General features: G+C 45.6%; 16 protein-coding genes. 10 read left to right on the top strand and 6 right to left on the bottom strand.

Features of this window, described 5'->3' with window-relative positions:
* Positions 1–71: 71 nt before the first annotated feature.
* On the top strand, positions 72–1,193 hold the full coding sequence (locus tag PSI22_RS02330) for a multidrug effflux MFS transporter (protein WP_273578350.1): 1,122 nt from the start codon (positions 72–74) through the stop codon (positions 1,191–1,193).
* Between the two features lie 87 nt (positions 1,194–1,280).
* On the opposite strand, the gene PSI22_RS02325 is transcribed toward PSI22_RS02330, so the two are convergent.
* Positions 1,281–2,024 carry a type 2 GTP cyclohydrolase I gene (locus tag PSI22_RS02325; RefSeq protein ID WP_273578538.1) on the bottom strand — a complete coding sequence of 248 codons (744 nt, stop codon included), beginning with the start codon at positions 2,022–2,024 and terminating at the stop codon, positions 1,281–1,283.
* A 246-nt stretch (positions 2,025–2,270) separates the two neighbouring features.
* A complete protein-coding gene (locus PSI22_RS02320) occupies positions 2,271–2,480 on the bottom strand; it encodes a YbfA family protein (protein WP_273578348.1) in 210 nt (69 codons plus the stop codon).
* A gap of 337 nt (positions 2,481–2,817) precedes the next feature.
* Here PSI22_RS02320 and kdpF point away from each other — a divergent pair, with 337 nt between their 5' ends.
* From kdpF to kdpE, 6 genes are read left to right on the top strand one after another with little or no spacing between them, the layout of a single operon-like run.
* The gene (gene kdpF, locus PSI22_RS02315; protein ID WP_038191844.1) at positions 2,818–2,907 is read left to right on the top strand and encodes a K(+)-transporting ATPase subunit F; all 90 of its coding nucleotides are present in this window, start codon (positions 2,818–2,820) and stop codon (positions 2,905–2,907) included.
* The gene (gene kdpA / locus PSI22_RS02310; RefSeq protein ID WP_273578345.1) at positions 2,908–4,614 is read left to right on the top strand and encodes a potassium-transporting ATPase subunit KdpA; all 1,707 of its coding nucleotides are present in this window, start codon (positions 2,908–2,910) and stop codon (positions 4,612–4,614) included.
* Positions 4,615–4,634: 20 nt separating this feature from the next.
* On the top strand, positions 4,635–6,701 hold the full coding sequence (kdpB, locus tag PSI22_RS02305) for a potassium-transporting ATPase subunit KdpB (protein ID WP_273578343.1): 2,067 nt from the start codon (positions 4,635–4,637) through the stop codon (positions 6,699–6,701).
* A 10-nt stretch (positions 6,702–6,711) separates the two neighbouring features.
* Positions 6,712–7,293 carry a potassium-transporting ATPase subunit KdpC gene (kdpC, locus tag PSI22_RS02300; RefSeq protein WP_273578341.1) on the top strand — a complete coding sequence of 194 codons (582 nt, stop codon included), beginning with the start codon at positions 6,712–6,714 and terminating at the stop codon, positions 7,291–7,293.
* Positions 7,294–7,296: 3 nt separating this feature from the next.
* Positions 7,297–10,014 (top strand): two-component system sensor histidine kinase KdpD, encoded by a 2,718-nt coding sequence (gene kdpD / locus PSI22_RS02295; RefSeq protein WP_273578339.1) that lies wholly within the window; start codon positions 7,297–7,299, stop codon positions 10,012–10,014.
* Positions 10,011–10,703 (top strand): two-component system response regulator KdpE, encoded by a 693-nt coding sequence (kdpE, locus tag PSI22_RS02290; RefSeq protein ID WP_273578337.1) that lies wholly within the window; start codon positions 10,011–10,013, stop codon positions 10,701–10,703. Before kdpD ends, kdpE begins: the two co-directional genes overlap by 4 nt.
* A 20-nt stretch (positions 10,704–10,723) precedes the next feature.
* Here the strand turns inward: kdpE and pulA are convergent, their stop codons facing one another.
* On the bottom strand, positions 10,724–13,618 hold the full coding sequence (gene pulA, locus PSI22_RS02285) for a pullulanase-type alpha-1,6-glucosidase (RefSeq protein ID WP_273578336.1): 2,895 nt from the start codon (positions 13,616–13,618) through the stop codon (positions 10,724–10,726).
* A 290-nt stretch (positions 13,619–13,908) separates the two neighbouring features.
* On the opposite strand from pulA, the gene PSI22_RS02280 reads away from it, so the two are divergent.
* Positions 13,909–14,337 carry an EamA family transporter gene (locus tag PSI22_RS02280; protein WP_273578335.1) on the top strand — a complete coding sequence of 143 codons (429 nt, stop codon included), beginning with the start codon at positions 13,909–13,911 and terminating at the stop codon, positions 14,335–14,337.
* 74 nt (positions 14,338–14,411) lie between these two features.
* Here PSI22_RS02280 and pgm read toward each other — a convergent pair whose 3' ends face one another.
* A complete protein-coding gene (gene pgm / locus PSI22_RS02275) occupies positions 14,412–16,052 on the bottom strand; it encodes a phosphoglucomutase (alpha-D-glucose-1,6-bisphosphate-dependent) (protein WP_273578334.1) in 1,641 nt (546 codons plus the stop codon).
* 89 nt (positions 16,053–16,141) lie between these two features.
* On the bottom strand, positions 16,142–16,675 hold the full coding sequence (gene seqA, locus PSI22_RS02270; RefSeq protein ID WP_273578332.1) for a replication initiation negative regulator SeqA: 534 nt from the start codon (positions 16,673–16,675) through the stop codon (positions 16,142–16,144).
* A gap of 260 nt (positions 16,676–16,935) precedes the next feature.
* Between seqA and ybfF the strand changes: the two genes are divergently transcribed.
* Positions 16,936–17,715 (top strand): esterase, encoded by a 780-nt coding sequence (ybfF, locus tag PSI22_RS02265; protein WP_273578330.1) that lies wholly within the window; start codon positions 16,936–16,938, stop codon positions 17,713–17,715.
* 725 nt (positions 17,716–18,440) lie between these two features.
* Complete coding sequence (locus PSI22_RS02260; protein WP_273578329.1) at positions 18,441–18,707, top strand: hypothetical protein; 267 nt, start codon at positions 18,441–18,443, stop codon at positions 18,705–18,707.
* Between the two features lie 244 nt (positions 18,708–18,951).
* On the opposite strand, the gene PSI22_RS02255 is transcribed toward PSI22_RS02260, so the two are convergent.
* Positions 18,952–19,227 (bottom strand): PAAR domain-containing protein, encoded by a 276-nt coding sequence (locus tag PSI22_RS02255; protein WP_273578326.1) that lies wholly within the window; start codon positions 19,225–19,227, stop codon positions 18,952–18,954.
* Positions 19,228–19,803: the final 576 nt, after the last annotated feature.

Raw genomic sequence — 19,803 nt, 5'->3', positions numbered from 1 at the left:
ATTATCATAAGAAGACATACAGCAAAATGCTAACCTTTCGGGCTATAAATAACTCATCAGAAGAAAATATCATGCACACCAGACCATCGCTTTGGCTCGCTATCACCTTAATGATGTTTCCACAGATCGTAGAAACCATCTATAGCCCTGCCCTAACCAATATTGCCAGTGGATTTTCTGTCAATGCAGCACAAGCCTCCCAAACCCTGTCACTCTATTTCTTTGCTTTTGCCATCGGTGTTGTCGTATGGGGGCGCATGTGTGATGTCATTGGCAGGCGTCCTACTATCATTGCAGGATTATTGCTCTACGGCGCAGCTTCCTTGCTGGCACTGCTAACCGAACACTTCTGGCTATTACTGGCTGCCAGAATGTTATCCGCCTTCGGTGCAGCTGTCGGTTCTGTCGGTACGCAAACTATCATGCGTGATACTTACCACGGCGAAGAACTATCGCGGGTTTTTTCCATCATGGGGATCGCCTTGGCCGCCAGCCCTGCGATTGGCATGATCAGCGGCTCTACATTAAATCATTTTGGGGGTTATAAAGCGGTATTTGCCGGGCTGGCCATTCTGGCTACTATCCTGATGGGCTGGTCTGTTATTCGCTTACCGGAAACTCGGCCAATAAATGTGCCAAAAATTGCCCTATTTAGCACCGCCGTCACCATGTTCAAAGATATTTCGATTTGGCGAAATGCGTTTCTCATCGCATTTTTCAATATTTGCCTGTTCAGCTATTACCAGTTAGCTCCCTTTCGCTTTCAGCAATTCGGACTATCACAGGAACAGTTCGGTTATACCGGCCTGCTATTCACTTTCGGCGTTGGGCTCGGTTCACTATTGAACAAGCATCTGTTAAAAAAACAGTGGCTATCGGAAAAATTAATCTCTCTTGCCGCAATGATTGTTTTATTGAGCGGGATCGGCGTTTACCTGCTCGAAAATAGCTGGCTATTTATCTTTCCCATGCTGGGCATTGTTACCGCCTACGGCCTTGCTATTCCCAATATTTTAGCATCGGCCCTGAACAACTATGCAGATCGGCTGGGTACAGCAGGCGCCTTACTGGGGCTATTTTATTATCTCTTGCTGGGCGGCGGGTTAGCGCTGGCTGGCTGGAGTCAGGCATTGGGCAGCATACTGATTTGCTGTGGTGTATCAACCGTGCTTTTAACAAAAAAATGGGGATAGGCAGGTTCTACGAAAACAAATTGAGAAAAAACAACGGGGCTACCGTTCTGATAGCCCCGCCTGACAAATTGATAAGTTGCGCACAAATCAAGCCGGATTAGGAATATCAACAAAAGTGACATCCAACCCATAATGGTTCGCCAACCATTCACCGAGTACTTTGATACCATAACGCTCTGTTGCGTGATGCCCTGCCGCATAAAAATGCAGCCCCATCTCACGGGCAACATGGATAGTCTTCTCTGATACTTCCCCCGTCACAAAGGCATCGACACCAAACTCAGCCGCCTGCTCAATAAAACTCTGGCCACCTCCCGTACACCATGCCAGTGTACGAATTTCTTCCGGTGCATTATCGCCACAATGCAGTATCTTACGTTCTAATCTTTTTTCAAGCCGTTCAGTCAGCTCTGCGGGAGTAATCGGTTGGTCAAACGCGCCATGAGGAAGCAGGGAATCAATCTGCCCGATGATTTTTACCCCCATCTGACGCGCCAACTGAACATTGTTACCCAATGTAGGATGAGCATCCAAAGGAAGATGATAACCATACAGGTTGATATCATTGCTGAGCAGTGTTTGTAGACGACGGCGCTTCATGCCACGGATAACAGGTGATTCGTTTTTCCAAAAATATCCATGATGAACGATGACCGCATCAGCTTCAAGACGAACCGCCTCATCCAACAGAGCCTGACATGCTGTCACACCTGTAATAACCCGCTGAACATGGGGACGGCCTTCCACCTGTAAACCATTGGGGGCATAATCCTGAAATTCACGGACATTCAGTTCCGTATTGAGCACATGTTCCAATTCAACATTGTTCATCACACTTCCCCCGTCATTGAGCGCTTTCGCCATAAAATACTTACCTGTCATTAATTGCTCCCAAGATTGTTGCTTATATGCACCACATCAAGAATCGTATCAATAGCAATAAATAGCGATAAAAGCAAAACACCTCGCCAGCATAAACAGGCAAGGTGTCAAAATACTCTATCAGGGGAAAAGACTAAGAATGGAAAGTGACAAACCAGAGCAATACAGTCATGTTACTTACGTAATGATGCCGTCTTAGCGATTTCGAATACCTGCGGCCATTTCCGAGCTCTCCAGCCATACGGGTTTATCGCTGGTTTTTATCCATACCTTACGCAGATAGCTGTAAAAACGGGCACGATCCCGACGAAATAGCATAACAGGAAGCGCAATGACGCCCAATGTTACAGCGCCAATACGCCGCAAGAGAACCTGATGCCAAGAATATGCACGATATGTAGACATTAAGACCCTCCTCATGGGCTATATCTGTAATACGTACAAAATTTTACCCGACAAAATGAAAACTTGCTACTTATTCAACCCCTTTTTTAGCGCCATATATCACTCTTTTTTTCTATTGATGTAATTTAATTACAAATTAATACCTAAACAGAAACAAAACCAACACATTGAAAACAAAAAACCAACTTATAGAGTTTGATAAACTTTCCTTGGATACCTTATCAATTAATCCCTCTTATATTTTTATACTTTTTTTACGCTTTCATAATCTCTTTTAACAACTTCTTTGCATGGCTCTTCTTATGCTGTAACCACCTAGTGAATAAGGATATAAGCAATGAATACATTCATAATTATCGGCGTATTTCTGGCAGTGTCATTACTGTTCTATCTGATTTACGCGTTATTGAATGCGGAGGATTTTTAAATGGTAGTATCCGCTTTTTTGCTGATTACCAGTTTCTTGGTCATTCTCTTTATATTGAGCAAACCCCTCGGCAGTCTGATCGCAAATCTGGTCGAAGGAGAATTACCCCGCTGGCTAACAAGTGCAGAAACCAGCCTGTGGCGTTGCTGTGGCTTGCAAAAGCCCGGCGGCCACGTCAAAGAGATGAACTGGTGGCAATATGCACTCGCTATCATCACATTCAACATCATGGGGTTGCTGCTACTCTTTATTCTGTTGATAAGCCAAGAACATCTGCCGCTCAATCCACAGCATTTTGCCGGTATGAAATGGGATCTGGCACTCAACACCGCAATCAGTTTTATTACCAACACCAACTGGCAAGCCTACAGCGGTGAAAATACCCTCAGTTACTTGAGTCAAATGGCGGGTTTGACTGTTCAGAATTTCCTGTCAGCCGCAACGGGGATTGCAGTAGCTTTCGCCTTAATGCGGGCATTTTCCCGTCAGGGCGTTAAGACACTAGGCAATGCCTGGATAGATATTACACGCATTACACTTTATCTATTGCTTCCGCTGTCGATCATCATTGCACTTATCTTCGCCAGTCAGGGCGTTATCCAAAATTTCTCCCCCTATGCGCTTGCCCACACCCTTGAAGGGCAACAACAACTGATTCCCATGGGGCCAGTTGCTTCTCAGGAAGCAATAAAATTACTGGGTACAAATGGCGGAGGGTTCTTTGGGGCAAACTCAGCCCACCCCTTTGAAAACCCGAATGCCCTCAGTAACTTTGTGCAAATCCTTACCATTTTCCTGATCCCCTGTGCACTGTGTTTCGCGTTCGGTCTCGTGGTCGGGGATAATCGACAGGGACATGCTTTGCTGTGGGCGATGACGATTGTCTTTATCATCGCCGTTACGATTGTGATCTATGCCGAAATCATGGGTAATCCCCACTTCATCCAGGCTGGTGCCAGCAGTAATCTGAACATGGAAGGGAAAGAGTCCCGCTTTGGTATCCTTGCCTCCTCTCTTTATAGCGTCGTCACAACTGCGGCTTCCTGTGGGGCTGTAAATGCAATGCACGATTCCTTCACGGCGCTGGGTGGCATGATACCACTCTGGTTGATGCAAATTGGTGAAGTCATCTTTGGCGGCGTAGGTTCCGGCTTGTACGGCATGTTGCTATTTGTCCTGCTGGCTGTGTTTATCGCCGGTTTGATGATTGGCCGCGCTCCAGAATACTTGGGCAAGAAAATCGATGTCCATGACATGAAAATGGTCGCGCTGGCAATTTTGGTTACACCCTCCCTTGTCCTATTAGGAACCGCTCTGGCAACTTCAATCGATGCAGGACGCGCTGCGATCATGAACCCCAGCGCCCACGGTTTCACTGAAGTGCTTTATGCTCTCTCATCCGCTGCCAATAACAACGGTAGTGCATTTGCTGGTCTGAATGCCAACAGTGTGTTTTATAACCTGCTGTTGGGGGCAATCATGTTTCTAGGACGCTTTGGTGTGATTTTGCCAGTTCTGGCCATCGCTGGCTCCATGATTAGCAAGAAACGCCAGCCTATCAGTAGTGGAACCCTGCCGACTCACGGCTCTCTCTTCACTGGATTACTGATTCTGGTGGTTTTGCTGATGGGTGCACTCACCTTTATTCCTGCGCTGGCGCTTGGCCCTGTCGCAGAACATTTACAACTTTGGCAAGCACCACGATAAGCGAGATTGCGAGATAACTCATGAAAGACAAACAACAAGCATTATTTGAACCCGCTTTAATACGCCATGCACTTATCGACGCAGTGAAAAAATGCCATCCCGCTACCCAATGGCGTAATCCCGTCATGTTTGTCGTCTATCTGGGAAGCTGCCTGACCACTGGGTTGTGGCTGGGGATGTTAACGGAACAGCTCACCGGTAATGCCCTCTTTACCGGCTCCATTGCCTTATGGTTATGGTTCACTGTACTGTTCGCTAATTTTGCCGAAGCACTGGCAGAAGGCCGTAGCCAAGCTCAGGCGTCCAGTCTGAAAGGCGTAAAAAAAACCACGTGGGCGACCAGACTAGCTTCCGCTAGCCATGATGCAGCAAAGGAAAAAGTCACTTCAGACCATCTACGCAAGGGCGATATTGTGCTGGTGGAAGTGGGCGAAATTATCCCCTGTGATGGTGAAGTTCTTGAAGGGGGTGCTTCCGTTGATGAAAGCGCCATTACAGGAGAATCGGCTCCCGTGATCCGCGAATCAGGCGGTGATTTTGCTTCAGTCACTGGCGGGACACGGGTTTTATCGGATTGGCTGATTATCGAATGTTCTGCCAATCCGGGCGAAACCTTTTTGGACAGAATGATTTCGATGGTTGAAGGTGCCAAACGGCGCAAAACTCCCAACGAAATTGCTCTCACTATTTTGCTCACTGCGCTGACTATTATTTTCCTGCTGGCCTGTATCAGCCTACTGCCCTTTTCCTTGTTCAGCGTTCAAACCAATCAATCAGGCGATCCCATCAGCATCACCGTGCTGGTTGCCCTGTTAGTCTGCCTGATCCCCACCACCATCGGCGGATTACTTTCAGCCATTGGCGTTGCAGGTATGAGCCGCATGTTGGGCGCCAATGTCATTGCCACCAGTGGACGCGCGATTGAGGCTGCTGGCGATGTAGACGTTTTGTTATTGGATAAGACGGGCACCATTACTCTCGGTAATCGTCAGGCATCCCAGTTTTTACCTGCACCGGGCGTCACCGAAAAACAACTGGCCGATGCGGCGCAACTTTCCTCACTCGCGGATAAAACACCGGAAGGACGCAGCATCATGATTTTGGCAAAACAGCGTTTCAATATGCGCGAGCGCGATCTGCGCGCACTCAACGCGACATTCATTCCTTTCTCAGCCATGACACGCATGAGCGGCGTCAATATAGGCACCCGCATGATCCGCAAAGGCGCAGTAGATGCCATCCGCCGTTATGTTGAGGCCAATCACAATCAATTTCCCGATGCCATTGATCTATTGGTGCAGCAGGTCGCCAGTAAAGGTGCAACGCCATTAGTCGTTGCGGAGAATCAGCGTGTTTTGGGTGTGGTCGCTCTGAAAGATATTGTGAAAGGCGGCATCAAAGAGCGTTTCAGTGAGATGCGCAGAATGGGGATCAAAACGGTGATGATCACAGGTGACAATCACCTAACTGCCGCTGCAATTGCAGCAGAAGCCGGCGTTGATGATTTTCTGGCAGAAGCTACGCCCGAAGCGAAACTCGCCCTGATCCGACAATACCAGTCTGAAGGGTGTCTGGTTGCCATGACCGGTGACGGGACAAACGACGCCCCCGCGCTGGCTCAGGCGGATGTTGCCGTTGCCATGAATTCAGGTACACAAGCCGCAAAAGAGGCTGGAAATATGGTGGATTTAGACTCCAATCCCACCAAATTGATTGAAGTGGTGCATATCGGCAAACAGATGCTGATGACCCGTGGCTCCTTGACCACATTTAGCATCGCCAATGACATTGCTAAATATTTTGCCATCATTCCCGCTGCATTTGCGGTCACTTATCCCCAGCTTAATGCCTTGAATATCATGCATCTTCATTCGCCGGAATCGGCGGTGCTGTCTGCCGTTATTTTCAACGCGATAATCATTATCGTTCTGCTTCCTTTGGCGCTAAAAGGCGTCAGTTACCGCGCGATGAACGCACTGTCACTCCTGCGCCGAAATCTTTGGCTGTACGGCCTTGGCGGGCTGCTCGTCCCTTTTGTTGGCATCAAACTCATCGACATATTGCTCACTGTTCTGGCTTTCAAATAAGGTGATGAACATGATCTGGTTACGCACCTCCATCGTCCTACTGACATTCCTGACTCTAATCACTGGCATCGCTTATCCGTTGCTAATAACAGGCATAGCAAACGCCTTGTTTCCCCATCAGACCAAAGGCGCCTTGATTGAACATAATGGCAAACTAGTTGGTTCGGAATTAATGGGTCAGTCATTTACCCAAGCCATCTATTTTCATGGACGTCCGTCCATGACGTCGGAACGGCCTTACAATGCCCTGTCATCTGGGGGAAGTAATCTCTCAACAACCAATCCCGCTTTGACTCACCAAATACACCAGCGGGTTACTCAGGTACGTTTATTCAATCATTCAGAAAACAGCGCCATTCCTGTCGATCTCATCACCGCATCCGGCAGTGGTTTAGATCCCCATATTTCCCCCAATGCGGCTGAGTTTCAGGCACAACGTGTCGCCACTGCCCGCCACTTATCCATAAATGTGATCAACAAATTGATTCAAGCGTATATTGAATATCCTCCACTGGAATATATGGGTGAACCCGTGGTAAATGTACTGGAGCTTAATCTGGCGCTGGATAACCTGAAACCACAAGGCAGATAATATATGGATCAGATTGAACCCTTGCGCCCCGATCCGGATGATTTGCTGACACTGGCAAACGAAAAACCCCGTGGCAAACTAAAAATATTTTTCGGGGCCTGTGCGGGAGTGGGTAAAACCTATGCCATGTTACAGGAAGCGCAGCGGCTGCTGTCTCAAGGGCTGGATGTTATTGCTGGTGTTGTCGAAACCCATGAACGGCAAGAAACCGCAGCACTGCTGACAGGCTTACCCCAATTGCCACCAAAGCATATTCGTTATCATGAACGCAGAATTACCGCATTTGACATTGATGCAGCCATTGCCCGTCATCCTGCCATTATCCTGATGGACGAACTGGCCTTCAGCAATCCTCACAACAGCCGCCATCCCAAACGTTGGCAAGATGTGGAAGAGTTGCTGGAAGCGGGCATCGATGTCCTGACCACTATCAACGTGCAACATCTGGAAAGCCTGAACGATGTGGTCGGCGCCATTACCGGTATTCGTGTTCGCGAAACCATTCCCGATCACATATTTGATCATGCCGATGACGTCGTGCTGGTTGATATTCCACCGGATGATCTGCGCCAGCGGCTTAACGACGGCAAAGTCTATATTTCCGGTCAGGCCGAGCGGGCTATTGAGCATTTCTTCCGCAAAGGAAACTTGATCGCGCTGCGTGAGTTAGCATTGCGCCGCACGGCAGACCGTGTAGATGATCAGATGCGGGCTTTCCGTGATACACGGGGAAAAGAGCCTGTCTGGCACACACGGGATAACCTGCTGCTGTGCATTGGCTGTAATGCAGGCAATGAAAAGCTGATCCGAACTGCGGCTCGTCTGGCGGCAAAACTGGGTTGTGAATGGCATGCCGTTTACGTTGAAACCCCCAAATTACACCGGCTGCCAGAAATCAAGCGGCATACCATCTTGAAAGCATTGAAGCTGGCACAGGAGCTGGGGGCTGAAACTGCTACGCTTTCCGATCCTCATGAAGAAAGAGCCATTCTGCGCTATGCAAGAGAACACAATCTCGGCAAAATCCTTGTTGGCCGCTATTATGGTTCACATTCGACTTCATTTAGTGATAAATGGTTTGGTTTTAAATGGCACCCTGATTTCGTTGAACGTTTAGGAAAACTGGGGCCTGATCTCGATCTCATCATTGTTGCGCTGGAAGACAAAAAACGCTGGGATAAAGAACAACGCGATAACCGGGCATTCCATGAAAAATGGCGCGGCCAGATTCACGGCTTCCTCATGGCGATTATACTCTGCACCTTAATCACCCTGTTCTCCCATACCTTTTTACTCACCCTTGATAAAGCCAATCTGGTAACACTCTACCTGCTCGGCGTCGTTATTATTGCCCTGTTTTATGGCCGCTGGCCTTCTGTCTTTGCCGCCTTTATCAATGTCATCAGTTTCGACATCTTTTTTGTCCAGCCGCAATGGTCACTGGCCGTCACAGACATGCAATATCTGCTTACCTTTACCGTGATGTTAATCGTGGGGGTGGTGGTAGGAAACTTGACTGCGGGCATACGCTATCAAGCCAGAGTAGCCCGCTACCGTGAACAGCGAACGCGGCACTTATATGAAATCACGCGTGAACTCAGCCGTGCCTTGAATGAAGAAGACGTTGCCCGCATCAGCTATCACTTTTTGTCCAACAGCTTTCAGGCAAAAACGGGCTTGCTGCTGCCGGATAGCGACGCACGTTTATATCAGGTGAAATCCAATAACGGCGGACAAATGCAGATCGATGAGGCGATAGCCAAATGGAGTTTTGACAAGAAACAACCTGCGGGGGCAGGAACCGACACACTACCCGGCGTACCCTATCAGCTATTTCCTATCGCCACGGCTTCACAGGTATTTGCTGTCCTTGCTATCGAATCGCCTAACTTGCGCCAATTATTAGTCCCGGAACAACAGCGGTTATTACAAACGTTCACCGGGCTTATCGCCAACGCACTGGAACGTTTGCACCTTTCCCGTCGTGCGGAATCCGCCAAGCTAGAGACCGAACGGGAGCAATTGCGAAATTCACTACTGGCCGCACTTTCCCACGATTTACGCACCCCGTTGACTGTTCTGTTTGGGCAGACAGAGATACTGATGCTGGATTTATCCACTGAAAATTCGCCTCATACCCAACAGGTTAACCAAATTCGTCAACAGATCCTCAGCACCTCACGTTTGGTCAATAACCTGCTGGACATGGCACGTATTCAATCCGGCGGTATTCAACTTAATCTTGAGTGGCAGTCACTGGAGGAAATTGTCGGTAGTACCCTGCGCTCATTAGAATATACCCTCAGCCGCTACACGGTAGAACTTTCCCTGCCAGCCAATTTATTATTGCATTGTGACGCATGCTTACTGGAACGAGTCTTCATTAATTTGCTGGAAAACGCCATTAAATATACCCATGAACAGACACCACTAGGCATACGGGCAACGACTGAACACAAACAGGTACATATTGAAATTTGGGATGCAGGCTCCGGTATTCCACAAGGACAAGAACAATTTATTTTCGACAAATTCTCACGCGCCCGTAAAGAATCCGCCATTCCCGGTGTTGGATTAGGGCTGGCGATTTGCCGTGCCATCATTGAAATTCACGGTGGCCATATATGGGCAGTTAATAATAAAAAAGGTGGAGCCAGTTTCCACTTTGTTCTACCGTTAGAAGAAGCGCCCAAAATTGAAGAAGTCATTGAGGAAATGTGAGCATAGCCAAAAACAGTACAATCTTGATCGTTGAAGATGAAAAAGAGATCAGGCGTTTCGTCAGATTGGCTCTGGAAGGCGAAAACTGGCGCGTATTTGAATGTGACACACTGAAACGAGGTTTAATTGAAGCCGCCACCCGCAAACCCGATTTGCTGATCCTTGACTTGGGATTACCCGATGGTAACGGCATTGATCTGATCCATGATATCCGCCAATGGAGTAGCATTCCGATCATTGTGCTTTCCGCACGCGATAATGAGCAGGATAAAGTTATGGCGCTGGATGGCGGTGCTGACGACTATCTGAGCAAACCTTTTGGTATCAACGAACTGCTTGCCAGAGTCAGAGTCGCCCTGCGCCGCGCCACCAAAGCCAATCAGCCTGATCCCGTGATTCATTTTGCCGATATCAGTGTTGACTTGATCAACCGTCGGGTCTTAAAAGGTCAGGAAGAGCTCCATCTCACACCTACAGAATATCGTCTGCTGACCGAATTGTTGATCAACAGCGGCAAAGTGCTGACCCAACGCTATTTGCTCAATCACGTCTGGGGGCCACATTATGTCGAGCATAACCATTACCTGCGGATATACATGGGGCATCTACGGCAAAAACTGGAAGAAGACCCTGCCCGTCCCAAGCATTTACTGACAGAGACTGGAGTAGGTTATCGATTTATGCCCTGATGCCCCGATAAAGCTTCCTGTTACTTTCTACGAACAGGTAAACCCGTACCTCGGATACCCTTCTGTGGTAAAACCAGCACCGCGGCTGACCAAGCTGGCATTGTCACCATGCCATCTTCGGTTATTTTGATCCCGGCAGCTAAAGATGCATTCCCTAACCCGCTTTGAATATCATTTAATTTCAAACCATGAGTATTGAGATCTCTCACCGTGACGGGTTTTGACGCAGCATTAATCACCACCACTAAACCATCAAACCGCAAATCACGATCATCATCGGTAGTGTTACCGTCATCAATGGTCATGACCAGTAATCCGAGTTGCTGATGTGGCCCCACATTACGAAAATCGATACGTTGCTTGACTGATTCACCCTTGCCAAGGGTCATCAAAGGTGAAAATTGACGCAGACGTAACAGTTCCTGATAGAAAGCCATCATCTGTAATAACTCACTTTGGCCTGGTTTTTTCACCTGATTTTTCACTCTATGAATCAGTGCATAATTTCCACCGTCATCCCGTTTCCCCGGCATACCAACATCATAGTTGTTATCTTTGTAGGTATAACTGACACGGTTAAACCAATCGCCTGCATTATAAGAATCACGAGTAAACGATTTTGAGCGCAGTAATTCCGACCCTTGCTGATCGAAAGCCAGCCCTTGTCCGAGGAGTACTGTGGAAAGCGAAATTGCCTGCATACGAAGCCTTGTCGCCAGACTCGCCTGATAGGCAGCTTTGTAACTGATGATGTCCCATAATGTCTGGTTATCGTGCTTGGAGACATAATTAATCACTTCGATGGGATCCGCGGCATAACCCGCAGCGGCACCTTTGTAGTTAATTTCCCGGCCCGCTTTCACTTTTCCATCTTTATCGATCATGACAAAGTCAGCCAGATTACCCGCCATCCCAAGACGAACCAGATCTGCCAGATGACGTGCCTCATTCGCATCTAATCGGGCAATTTCGTTAGGCAATGTTCCCGCACCGTTGCCCACTCCCTGATTAATACGAATACCATCGGCAGAATCAAACGGCCCGCCACCGCGTACCGCATCCCGCAATCGATCCGAAAAAGTACCGATACCGGAGCCTTTAAGATTAATCTGTGAAGCCGTCTCAAATCGATCGTCCTGCCCAGAATTCCAACCCTCACCGAAAAAATAGACCGAGGGATTAATTGTGCGGACTTTTGCCAGCGCCGAGACAATCTGAGCCTTAGGATGGTAGCCCATTAAATCAAAGCGGAACGCATCTATCTTATAGTGCTTAACCCAAGTCACTAATGAGTCTTCGATAAGCTTGGCGAACATCCGGTGTTCTGGTGCGGTATCAGAGCAACAGGTATTATTTTCAACATTGCCCGTAATTTCATCCAAACGGTGGTAATACCAAGGCACGACTTTATCCAGCACCGAAGTTCGATGTGCAGGGCCAGCAGCATTAGTATGGTTATACGCGACATCCATGATCACATTCATTCCCAGTTGCTGCTTGATGGCCTGAACCATGGCACGAAACTCTTTAATACGCACTGAGCCTTCTGCATGAGTGGCATAAGAGCCTTCTGGTACTGAGTAATGGAACGGATCGTAACCCCAGTTATAGGAGTCGGTTTCTGCAATCATTTCGTTTAACTCTTGTACTTGCGGATTGCTGGCACTGTCACCGCGTTGTAACGCCTGCAATACTTCCCTCACGGTCAGGGAACGGTTGCAATAATCAGCGAAGCGGCTATTTTTCACCGTTGTGTTGACTTGACATAACCGATTGAAGGGCTGATTAAGATCAGCCACGTTATGACTAAATTCATTAATAGAAGCGATATCAAACACGGGCAACAGTTCTATATGAGTCATTCCGGCCTGACTCAATGCCTTTAGGTGTTTGAACATATCGCTGCTGTTAGCCGTGAGAGCCAGATACTTACCACGCCAAGCTTGTGGTACTGTGCTGTCCGCAACGGAGAGATCCCGGATATGCGCTTCATAGAGGGTCATACGCGCAATATCCGCCGGTGTCTTCTGCGGATGCGGCATGCTCAGATCATCCCAGTTTTGTGGCTTCAGTGCTTCGTCATCCAGATTGATGACCTGGCTATATTCCGAATTCGTAGACAGACTATGAGAATAGGGATCGGTAACCTCATAGCGTTCCACCTTGCGGGAATACGGAAGATACACGGTTAAAGCATAGCGGTAGTAAGCCCCGATCAAATTCGTATCACCCTGCCATGACCAAGAGCCACTCGCTACATCACGATTCATTGTATGATTGGCGATGGCCTGTTTATCTTCATTATAAATAACCAGACCAACATCCTGAGCCGTCGGCGCCCACAGGCGAAAAGTCACATTCGTGTCGTTTATCAGTGCGCCATATTCCAGTGTTTCAGCGGTGCTGGCAAAGCGGTCGTCCAGCACACCAGCAATTTGTACTTGAGTTGCCGATAATAACAAGCCTTCTTCATTGGTCGCCAATGCCACCAGATCACCGGTAATCAGCTGATCAACATCCGTATTCTCCGGCAGATGGAATGCGGGTAGCTCCGCCAGATGAGGGAATCTTTCGGCTGTCTTTTTGCTCAGCGTTGTCGGTGTTAGCACCAGATAACTATCGGTGAAATTTCCTTCGTCATTCGCCTCTACCTTGTTATGTCGGTTGTAATATAAACGGACATGAGGCTTATCTGCTCCCTCTGGCCATAATAGTGTCCGTTTATCGACCCAATGTGCTGAAGCCTGAAGATCGTCAGCAGTGGTGACTTTAGCAGATATGTTACTCGGGATATAAGCCATCGGTTCCTCGGCAATTTTGGGTAAATTATTGTTGTTATCACAGCTTGTCAGTAGTAGAGAAAATAGACTGCCTAACAGGATCAGGTAAGCCCTTTTCCAAAACTGAGATTCCATAGCCAGACCTTTTAATAGCAAGAGAGCATCGACTATTTTAGGGTTAAAAAAATGAGATTAGATATTAAATGCTGTCTCAAACGATTAGGCATCCTCCTTGGGTTATAAAGGGAGGGAGGAGAAAATAGGCGGAGTTATTTCTGTCACAATATCGTGATAATCAATGCAATGACTATTTTATTATGAAATCAAAAAGAACAGGTAAAAATGGGCATCGTATTTTCTTGAATCTATATTAATAATGGGAATATCATGCATTCCCTTGCTGTTACCAATGGGATTGATTGAATATGAGCACATGGTTGATTTATGCTCTGCTATCCGCACTGACGGCAGCGCTGGTCGCTATTTTTGGCAAAATCGGACTGCAAAATCTGGATGCCAATACGGCAACAGCAATCCGAGCCGTTATTATGGCTCTGTTTCTGGTGGGCGTTGTTGTCGTTCAAGGGAAATTGAATCTTATCGGCGAAATCCTTGCCAATCGCAAAGCGCTGCTGTTTATCTTGTTAAGTGGTATTGCAGGCGCGCTTTCCTGGCTATTTTATTTTCTGGCGATCAAACAGGGTCATGTTTCCCAAGTCGCCCCCATCGATAAACTGAGTGTCGTATTTGCCGTGATTCTAGCCGTGATCCTATTTGGTGAGAAAATTTCATTAATAAGTGCTGCGGGTGTGGCATTGATTACTGCGGGGGCTTTAATGGTCGCTTTGGGATAACCCCACTCGCCGAAAGCAAAAAGCCGCAGCAACAGTCTATTGCTACGGCTTTTATAATCTCTTCAAATAATCAATCAACCGGCGGCAAACACCTGATTGACAATTTCCAGCGCTTCCTGCTCAATCTTCTCGCGATGTTCTGCGCCGAGGAAACTTTCACAGTAGATTTTGTAGGCTTCTTCCGTACCTGAAGGGCGAGCCGCAAACCAGCCGTTGTCGCTCATCACCTTTAAGCCACCAATGGAAGCACCATTACCGGAAGCGGTAGTCAGGCGTGCAGTGATAGGATCGCCGGCCAGTGTGTTCGCCTTGACCATTTCCGGTGACAGTTTGGACAGCAGGGCCTTCTGCTGATGGCTCGCCGGAGCCTGAATACGGCTATAACTTGGCGTACCGAAACGTGCGGCCAATTTGTCATAGCGCTGCTGCGGATTCTCTCCGGTAGTCGCCGTCATTTCCGCCGCTAACAGGCAGAGGATAATACCGTCTTTATCCGTTGACCACGGCGTACCGTCAAAACGCAGGAAGGAAGCGCCAGCACTCTCTTCACCACCAAAGCCCAGCTCGCCTCGATATAACCCATCGACAAACCATTTAAAGCCGACAGGCACTTCCAACAGTTCGCGTCCCAGATCCGCGACTACGCGATCGATCATGGCACTGGAAACTAAAGTTTTGCCCACAGCAACTTTTGCAGACCATTGTGGACGGTGACGGAATAAATAATCCACAGCCGTTGCCAGATAATGGTTGGGATTCATCAAACCGGCTGGAGTGATAATCCCGTGGCGGTCGTAATCAGGGTCATTAGCGAAGGCTAAATCAAACTTACCGCGCAGCTCCAGCAGACCCGCCATCGCCCAGCGTGATGAACAGTCCATGCGGATCACACCGTCATGATCCAGCGTCATAAAACGGAATGTCTGATCGACCTTATCATTGACCAGCGTTAAATCGAGATTGTAGTACTCACCGATCCGCTGCCAATAAGCAATACCCGAACCGCCCAACGGATCAATACCGATTTTCAACCCTGCCTGCTGTATGGCCGCCATATCCACAACATCCCCCAGGGATGTCACATAAGGATCAACCAAATCCTGTGAATGCAGATATTCACTCTTCAGTACCCGCTCATAAGGCAGACGCTTAACGCCGTTCAGGTCATTCGCCAGCAATTGGTTGGCACGTTTTTCAATGATGGAAGTTAAATCAGTATCGGCAGGGCCGCCATTAGGAGGGTTATATTTAATACCGCCATCTTCTGGCGGGTTATGGGATGGTGTAATCACAATCCCATCCGCCCGGTTTTTCCCCTGACGGTTGTAGCACAAAATAGCATGGGAAATAGCGGGAGTCGGCGTAAAACCATTATTTTCCTGCACAATCACTTCCACACCATTCGCGGTCAGGACTTCCAGCACAGAAATAAAAGCGGCTTCGGAAAGTGCGTGGGTATCTTTGCCTACATAGCATGGGCCAGTAATCCCCTGCTGTGCACGGACTTCCACTATCGCCTGAGAAATTGCCAGAATATGCGCTTCATTAAAACTGTTGCGGCCAGAACTGCCACGATGACCGGAAGTGCCAAATTTGACCTGATGAGCCGGATTTTCGGGATGGGGCTGTAGGGTGTAATACTGGGATGTGAGCTGTGCAATATTGATTAAATCATGCTGCTGGGCAGGCTGCCCTGCTCTTGGATGAATTGCCACTTTATTTCTCCTGAAAGGCTACACTGGCTTATTCACCAGTGCAGTTTAATCAATTCAGCGGTTTAAATCAGTTAACTGATCGAGTTCAGTTAAATAGTGCCACACACTTTTTCAATCACATTTGCCGGAAATTTCATATCCTGCATAACGTGTTCAACCATGCTGCGTTTACGGTCGGTATTGGTATTAGTGATAACCCAGAAAGGTGTGCCAGGGATATGACGTGGCTTGGTGTGATTGCCACTGGCCAGTAGAGTTTGCTCATCTCCCGCAAAATAGGTACGGGTACGGCCATGCATGGCTTCTGTTGTTTTCGCAAAGCTTTCGCTGTTCAAGCTATACAGAGTGGACAGAATCGACATGAAACGCTCAACGGATTTTTTCTTTTCAGCATACTCGTCAGAAAGCAATAATTCACGAACAACGCGAACAACATCACGGGAGCGTGCAGCCGGCACTTTGCTGGCAGAGACAGATTCTCTGGCAGGCGGTGTAGTTTGTACTGGCTGCCCGGCGTCCACTTTCAATATGCGCCGCAAAATATCAGATGCACTTTCACCGATATGCAGGGTTTGGCTTGCAATAAAGCGGTAAAGGTCTTCATCAACTTCTATCGTTTTCATTTCTATCCAGTACTGTTCTTAATGAAAAAATTATTCTGAGATTATAAGATATAATACAGCAAAACAAAACAATTAAACTTTCAATAACTTAAAGTGATTCTTTCTGAAATTAAGAAACAAAAAAAACTTGTCTTTTCCTCTAAAATAAATCAACCAGTTACAGTCATTTTATGCCATTTAGTTTGTCACTGCCGACAGGTCATGGTATTAAACATCACGATATTAAACGTTGTATCAATGACATTAAATTCAGGCAGACTATGAACTCAAATAATCAATTAAATTATCATTTTCACACGCCGGAAAACCCACAGTCATCAACCCCCATTGTCTTGATTCATGGGCTTTTTGGCGATTTGAGCAATTTGGGGATATTGGGGCGTGATTTGCAGCAACATTATCCGGTCATTCAGATTGATGTGCGTAACCACGGTATTTCTCCACGGATGGAAAACATGGATTACCGCGATATGGCACAAGATGTTTTATCTCTCCTTGATGAGTTGAATGTGGCAAAAGCTATTATTATCGGGCATTCAATGGGAGGTAAAATCGCCATGACCATCACGGCGGTTGCGCCGGAGCGTATTGAACAAATCGTGGTTATCGATATAGCGCCAGTGACTTACCTGACTCGCCATCACGACAGCATTTTTGCTGCACTGAACCAAGTCACGGAAGCAGGTGCTCAGACTCGGCAGGCGGCGACGGAAGTTATGCGGAAGGATATTCATGAGGATGGCGTGATTCAATTTCTGCTGAAATCATTCCGTCAAGGAGAATGGAAATTCAACCTACCGGTTTTGCAAAAAGAATATGAAAAAATTATCGGCTGGGAAGCGATTCCTGCATGGCCCAAACCAGCGCTGTTTATTCGTGGCGGAAATTCAGATTACATTACCGAAGCCTACCGCGAAGATATCATGCGCCAATTTCCTCAGGCGACAGCATGGGTTATAGCGGGTTGCGGTCACTGGGTACATGCGGAAAAACCTGAAGCAGTACTCAGAGCAATTCATCGTTTTTTAGCAAAAAAATAATTACCGTACCAGTCCACACGCTATGTGGACTGATAATAAAATTAAATTCCCTTTTGATGTCAGGGAATAACAAAATCTGTCTTTTTTATATACTGTGCATAAGATGCTTCACTTCCAGCAAAAGCATTTAGAACGAAAGATGATAATAACAAAATAAATAATGCAATAAAAAATCTAATAACTCTATTTAGATAGAATTCCATAGATAAATACTCCTGTCGCATTATATAAAAACAATCATAAAAAATCAGACAATTATCTATTTTCATATAGTAGATAGAACATCAAAGTATATATAATAAAAATTATTACAAAATTATTTAGTTTAATTAAAAAACAGTAACAGATAAAACAATCACTTTATATTTTTATAGAAAATAGATTATTTAACTTCATCTCCACACAAATTAAACGATAATTTAACAATGGCGTATAATGAAAAATAGTTATTACATAATAAAATTATTAAATGATAATTATTTATATAACACAATAATAAAAATAAATATAATCAACCAATTCAAATATTAATAAAATTAAATATTTTCATATGATAATTATTATGTTATTCATGTCATAATATTGTTTTTTATTATTGCATGAATCACAAAAACCAATTAAATTCATTACCAATTAGTAATGATATATTTAAAAATATAAACCTAACCTTAATATGATAATACCGATAAATATATTATATCGAATAAATCACTACAGGAGGAATCATGAATATAACAAATAATACACAAAGTAATATCATAGTTTCTGTTAATAAATGGGGCGATGATGGACAAACGGGTCGGTTTACGGTATCACCTGGCATCAGTGAATCATGGGATCGCACTGATGAGCGCGGGTTTGTCATGACAATACTGAAAGAGGGTGTACAAGATTCCTTTTATATTTTTGCTGATAGTTACATCAAGATTTTCGACAGTTATGTCACTGATAATGGCAGAAGAATCAAACCCGCAACTGACCGATATTATTAGTCTTACCGTGTACTAATTTTATCAAAATGGCTTGCTAAATAGTTAATTAGGACAATGTCCGATTCCTTAATCTTGAGTGAACATTGTCCATTTAACCTAAGTATTCCCCCAATAAAAAATTGTTTCAACAGATGAAACTAGTGAAATTTCTCTGGCTATAACAATTTATTTATGATTTCTCCAAAAAATCGAAAATACGCGATAAAATAGATTTACCTCAGTAAAATAAGCCAGAGAAATTACTCTATCTCTGATAGCTATCAGGAATGGAGCAAATAAGACTAGCATTACAGGGACAAGTACTTTGACTATCCAAAGTCCCTGCCAGTTTCGTTCCCTTATCTAAAAAAGAACTGACTCCTCCCACAATGACATAATTTCCTGAGTATCTCCCACAGGTAACAGTGGAACCTTCAATTGCAGCCTGTCGCCCATAAAATTTAATGTTGCTCGTTCCCGTAAGAATCTCACCACCACAAGTTGTTTTATCGCTGACGGTTAAAAAATATCCCTTTGACATTTGATTTCCTCTCTTTTCAGATTCGACATGAACTCATAAATTATTCATTTTCAGCGTAATAATATTTCACTTACTATGAAAAACCAAGTAAAAAATATATATTAAATAAGCTCATTTTTATCATTAATTCCATTTTTAGTATATTAAATTCACCTATTATAATATTGAAATCACACACCTAATTTATTGATATTACTAACATTAACGTTAAATCCACTAAATTTCCATGTGGATTTAATGTTTATTTTAAAAGATAATTAATTTTATATAAAAAAGTAATTTATTTCCTAATTAAATCAAAATATTATATCATCTCATAATCATCAATATTAGTAGCTTCATAGTTTTCTTCACCAAACATAAATTCCATACATAAATATAAAAACCGCTAACAGTGATTAGATCTGGCAATCTAATAACTGGAGAAAATCTGGTATTTTTCTACTTCGGTCAGTTGTGTATAGGTCATAGTGCATTTTCCTGTGGCGGGAAAGGTGCTTACTAAAGCAACTGACTCCCTTTCTGAAAAACTACACTTATTAGTCTACCCCGCCATATTAGTCATATTTGTAGGTT

Source organism: Xenorhabdus aichiensis (genome assembly GCF_028598775.1).
GTDB lineage: Bacteria > Pseudomonadota > Gammaproteobacteria > Enterobacterales > Enterobacteriaceae > Xenorhabdus > Xenorhabdus bovienii.
Note: the sequence above shows the minus strand (reverse complement) of the source record. Positions and strands in the feature narration are given on the sequence as shown.

Excerpts from the sequence above, each read along its gene's own strand:
- PSI22_RS02330 (WP_273578350.1), top strand. The coding sequence starts at position 72 with ATGCACACCAGACCATCGCTTTGGCTCGCTATCACCTTAATGATGTTT.
- PSI22_RS02325 (WP_273578538.1), bottom strand. The coding sequence starts at position 2,024 with ATGAACAATGTTGAATTGGAACATGTGCTCAATACGGAACTGAATGTC.
- PSI22_RS02320 (WP_273578348.1), bottom strand. The coding sequence starts at position 2,480 with ATGTCTACATATCGTGCATATTCTTGGCATCAGGTTCTCTTGCGGCGT.
- kdpF (WP_038191844.1), top strand. The coding sequence starts at position 2,818 with ATGAATACATTCATAATTATCGGCGTATTTCTGGCAGTGTCATTACTG.
- kdpA (WP_273578345.1), top strand. The coding sequence starts at position 2,908 with ATGGTAGTATCCGCTTTTTTGCTGATTACCAGTTTCTTGGTCATTCTC.
- kdpB (WP_273578343.1), top strand. The coding sequence starts at position 4,635 with ATGAAAGACAAACAACAAGCATTATTTGAACCCGCTTTAATACGCCAT.
- kdpC (WP_273578341.1), top strand. The coding sequence starts at position 6,712 with ATGATCTGGTTACGCACCTCCATCGTCCTACTGACATTCCTGACTCTA.
- kdpD (WP_273578339.1), top strand. The coding sequence starts at position 7,297 with ATGGATCAGATTGAACCCTTGCGCCCCGATCCGGATGATTTGCTGACA.
- pulA (WP_273578336.1), bottom strand. The coding sequence starts at position 13,618 with ATGGAATCTCAGTTTTGGAAAAGGGCTTACCTGATCCTGTTAGGCAGT.
- PSI22_RS02280 (WP_273578335.1), top strand. The coding sequence starts at position 13,909 with ATGAGCACATGGTTGATTTATGCTCTGCTATCCGCACTGACGGCAGCG.
- seqA (WP_273578332.1), bottom strand. The coding sequence starts at position 16,675 with ATGAAAACGATAGAAGTTGATGAAGACCTTTACCGCTTTATTGCAAGC.
- ybfF (WP_273578330.1), top strand. The coding sequence starts at position 16,936 with ATGAACTCAAATAATCAATTAAATTATCATTTTCACACGCCGGAAAAC.
- PSI22_RS02260 (WP_273578329.1), top strand. The coding sequence starts at position 18,441 with ATGAATATAACAAATAATACACAAAGTAATATCATAGTTTCTGTTAAT.
- PSI22_RS02255 (WP_273578326.1), bottom strand. The coding sequence starts at position 19,227 with ATGTCAAAGGGATATTTTTTAACCGTCAGCGATAAAACAACTTGTGGT.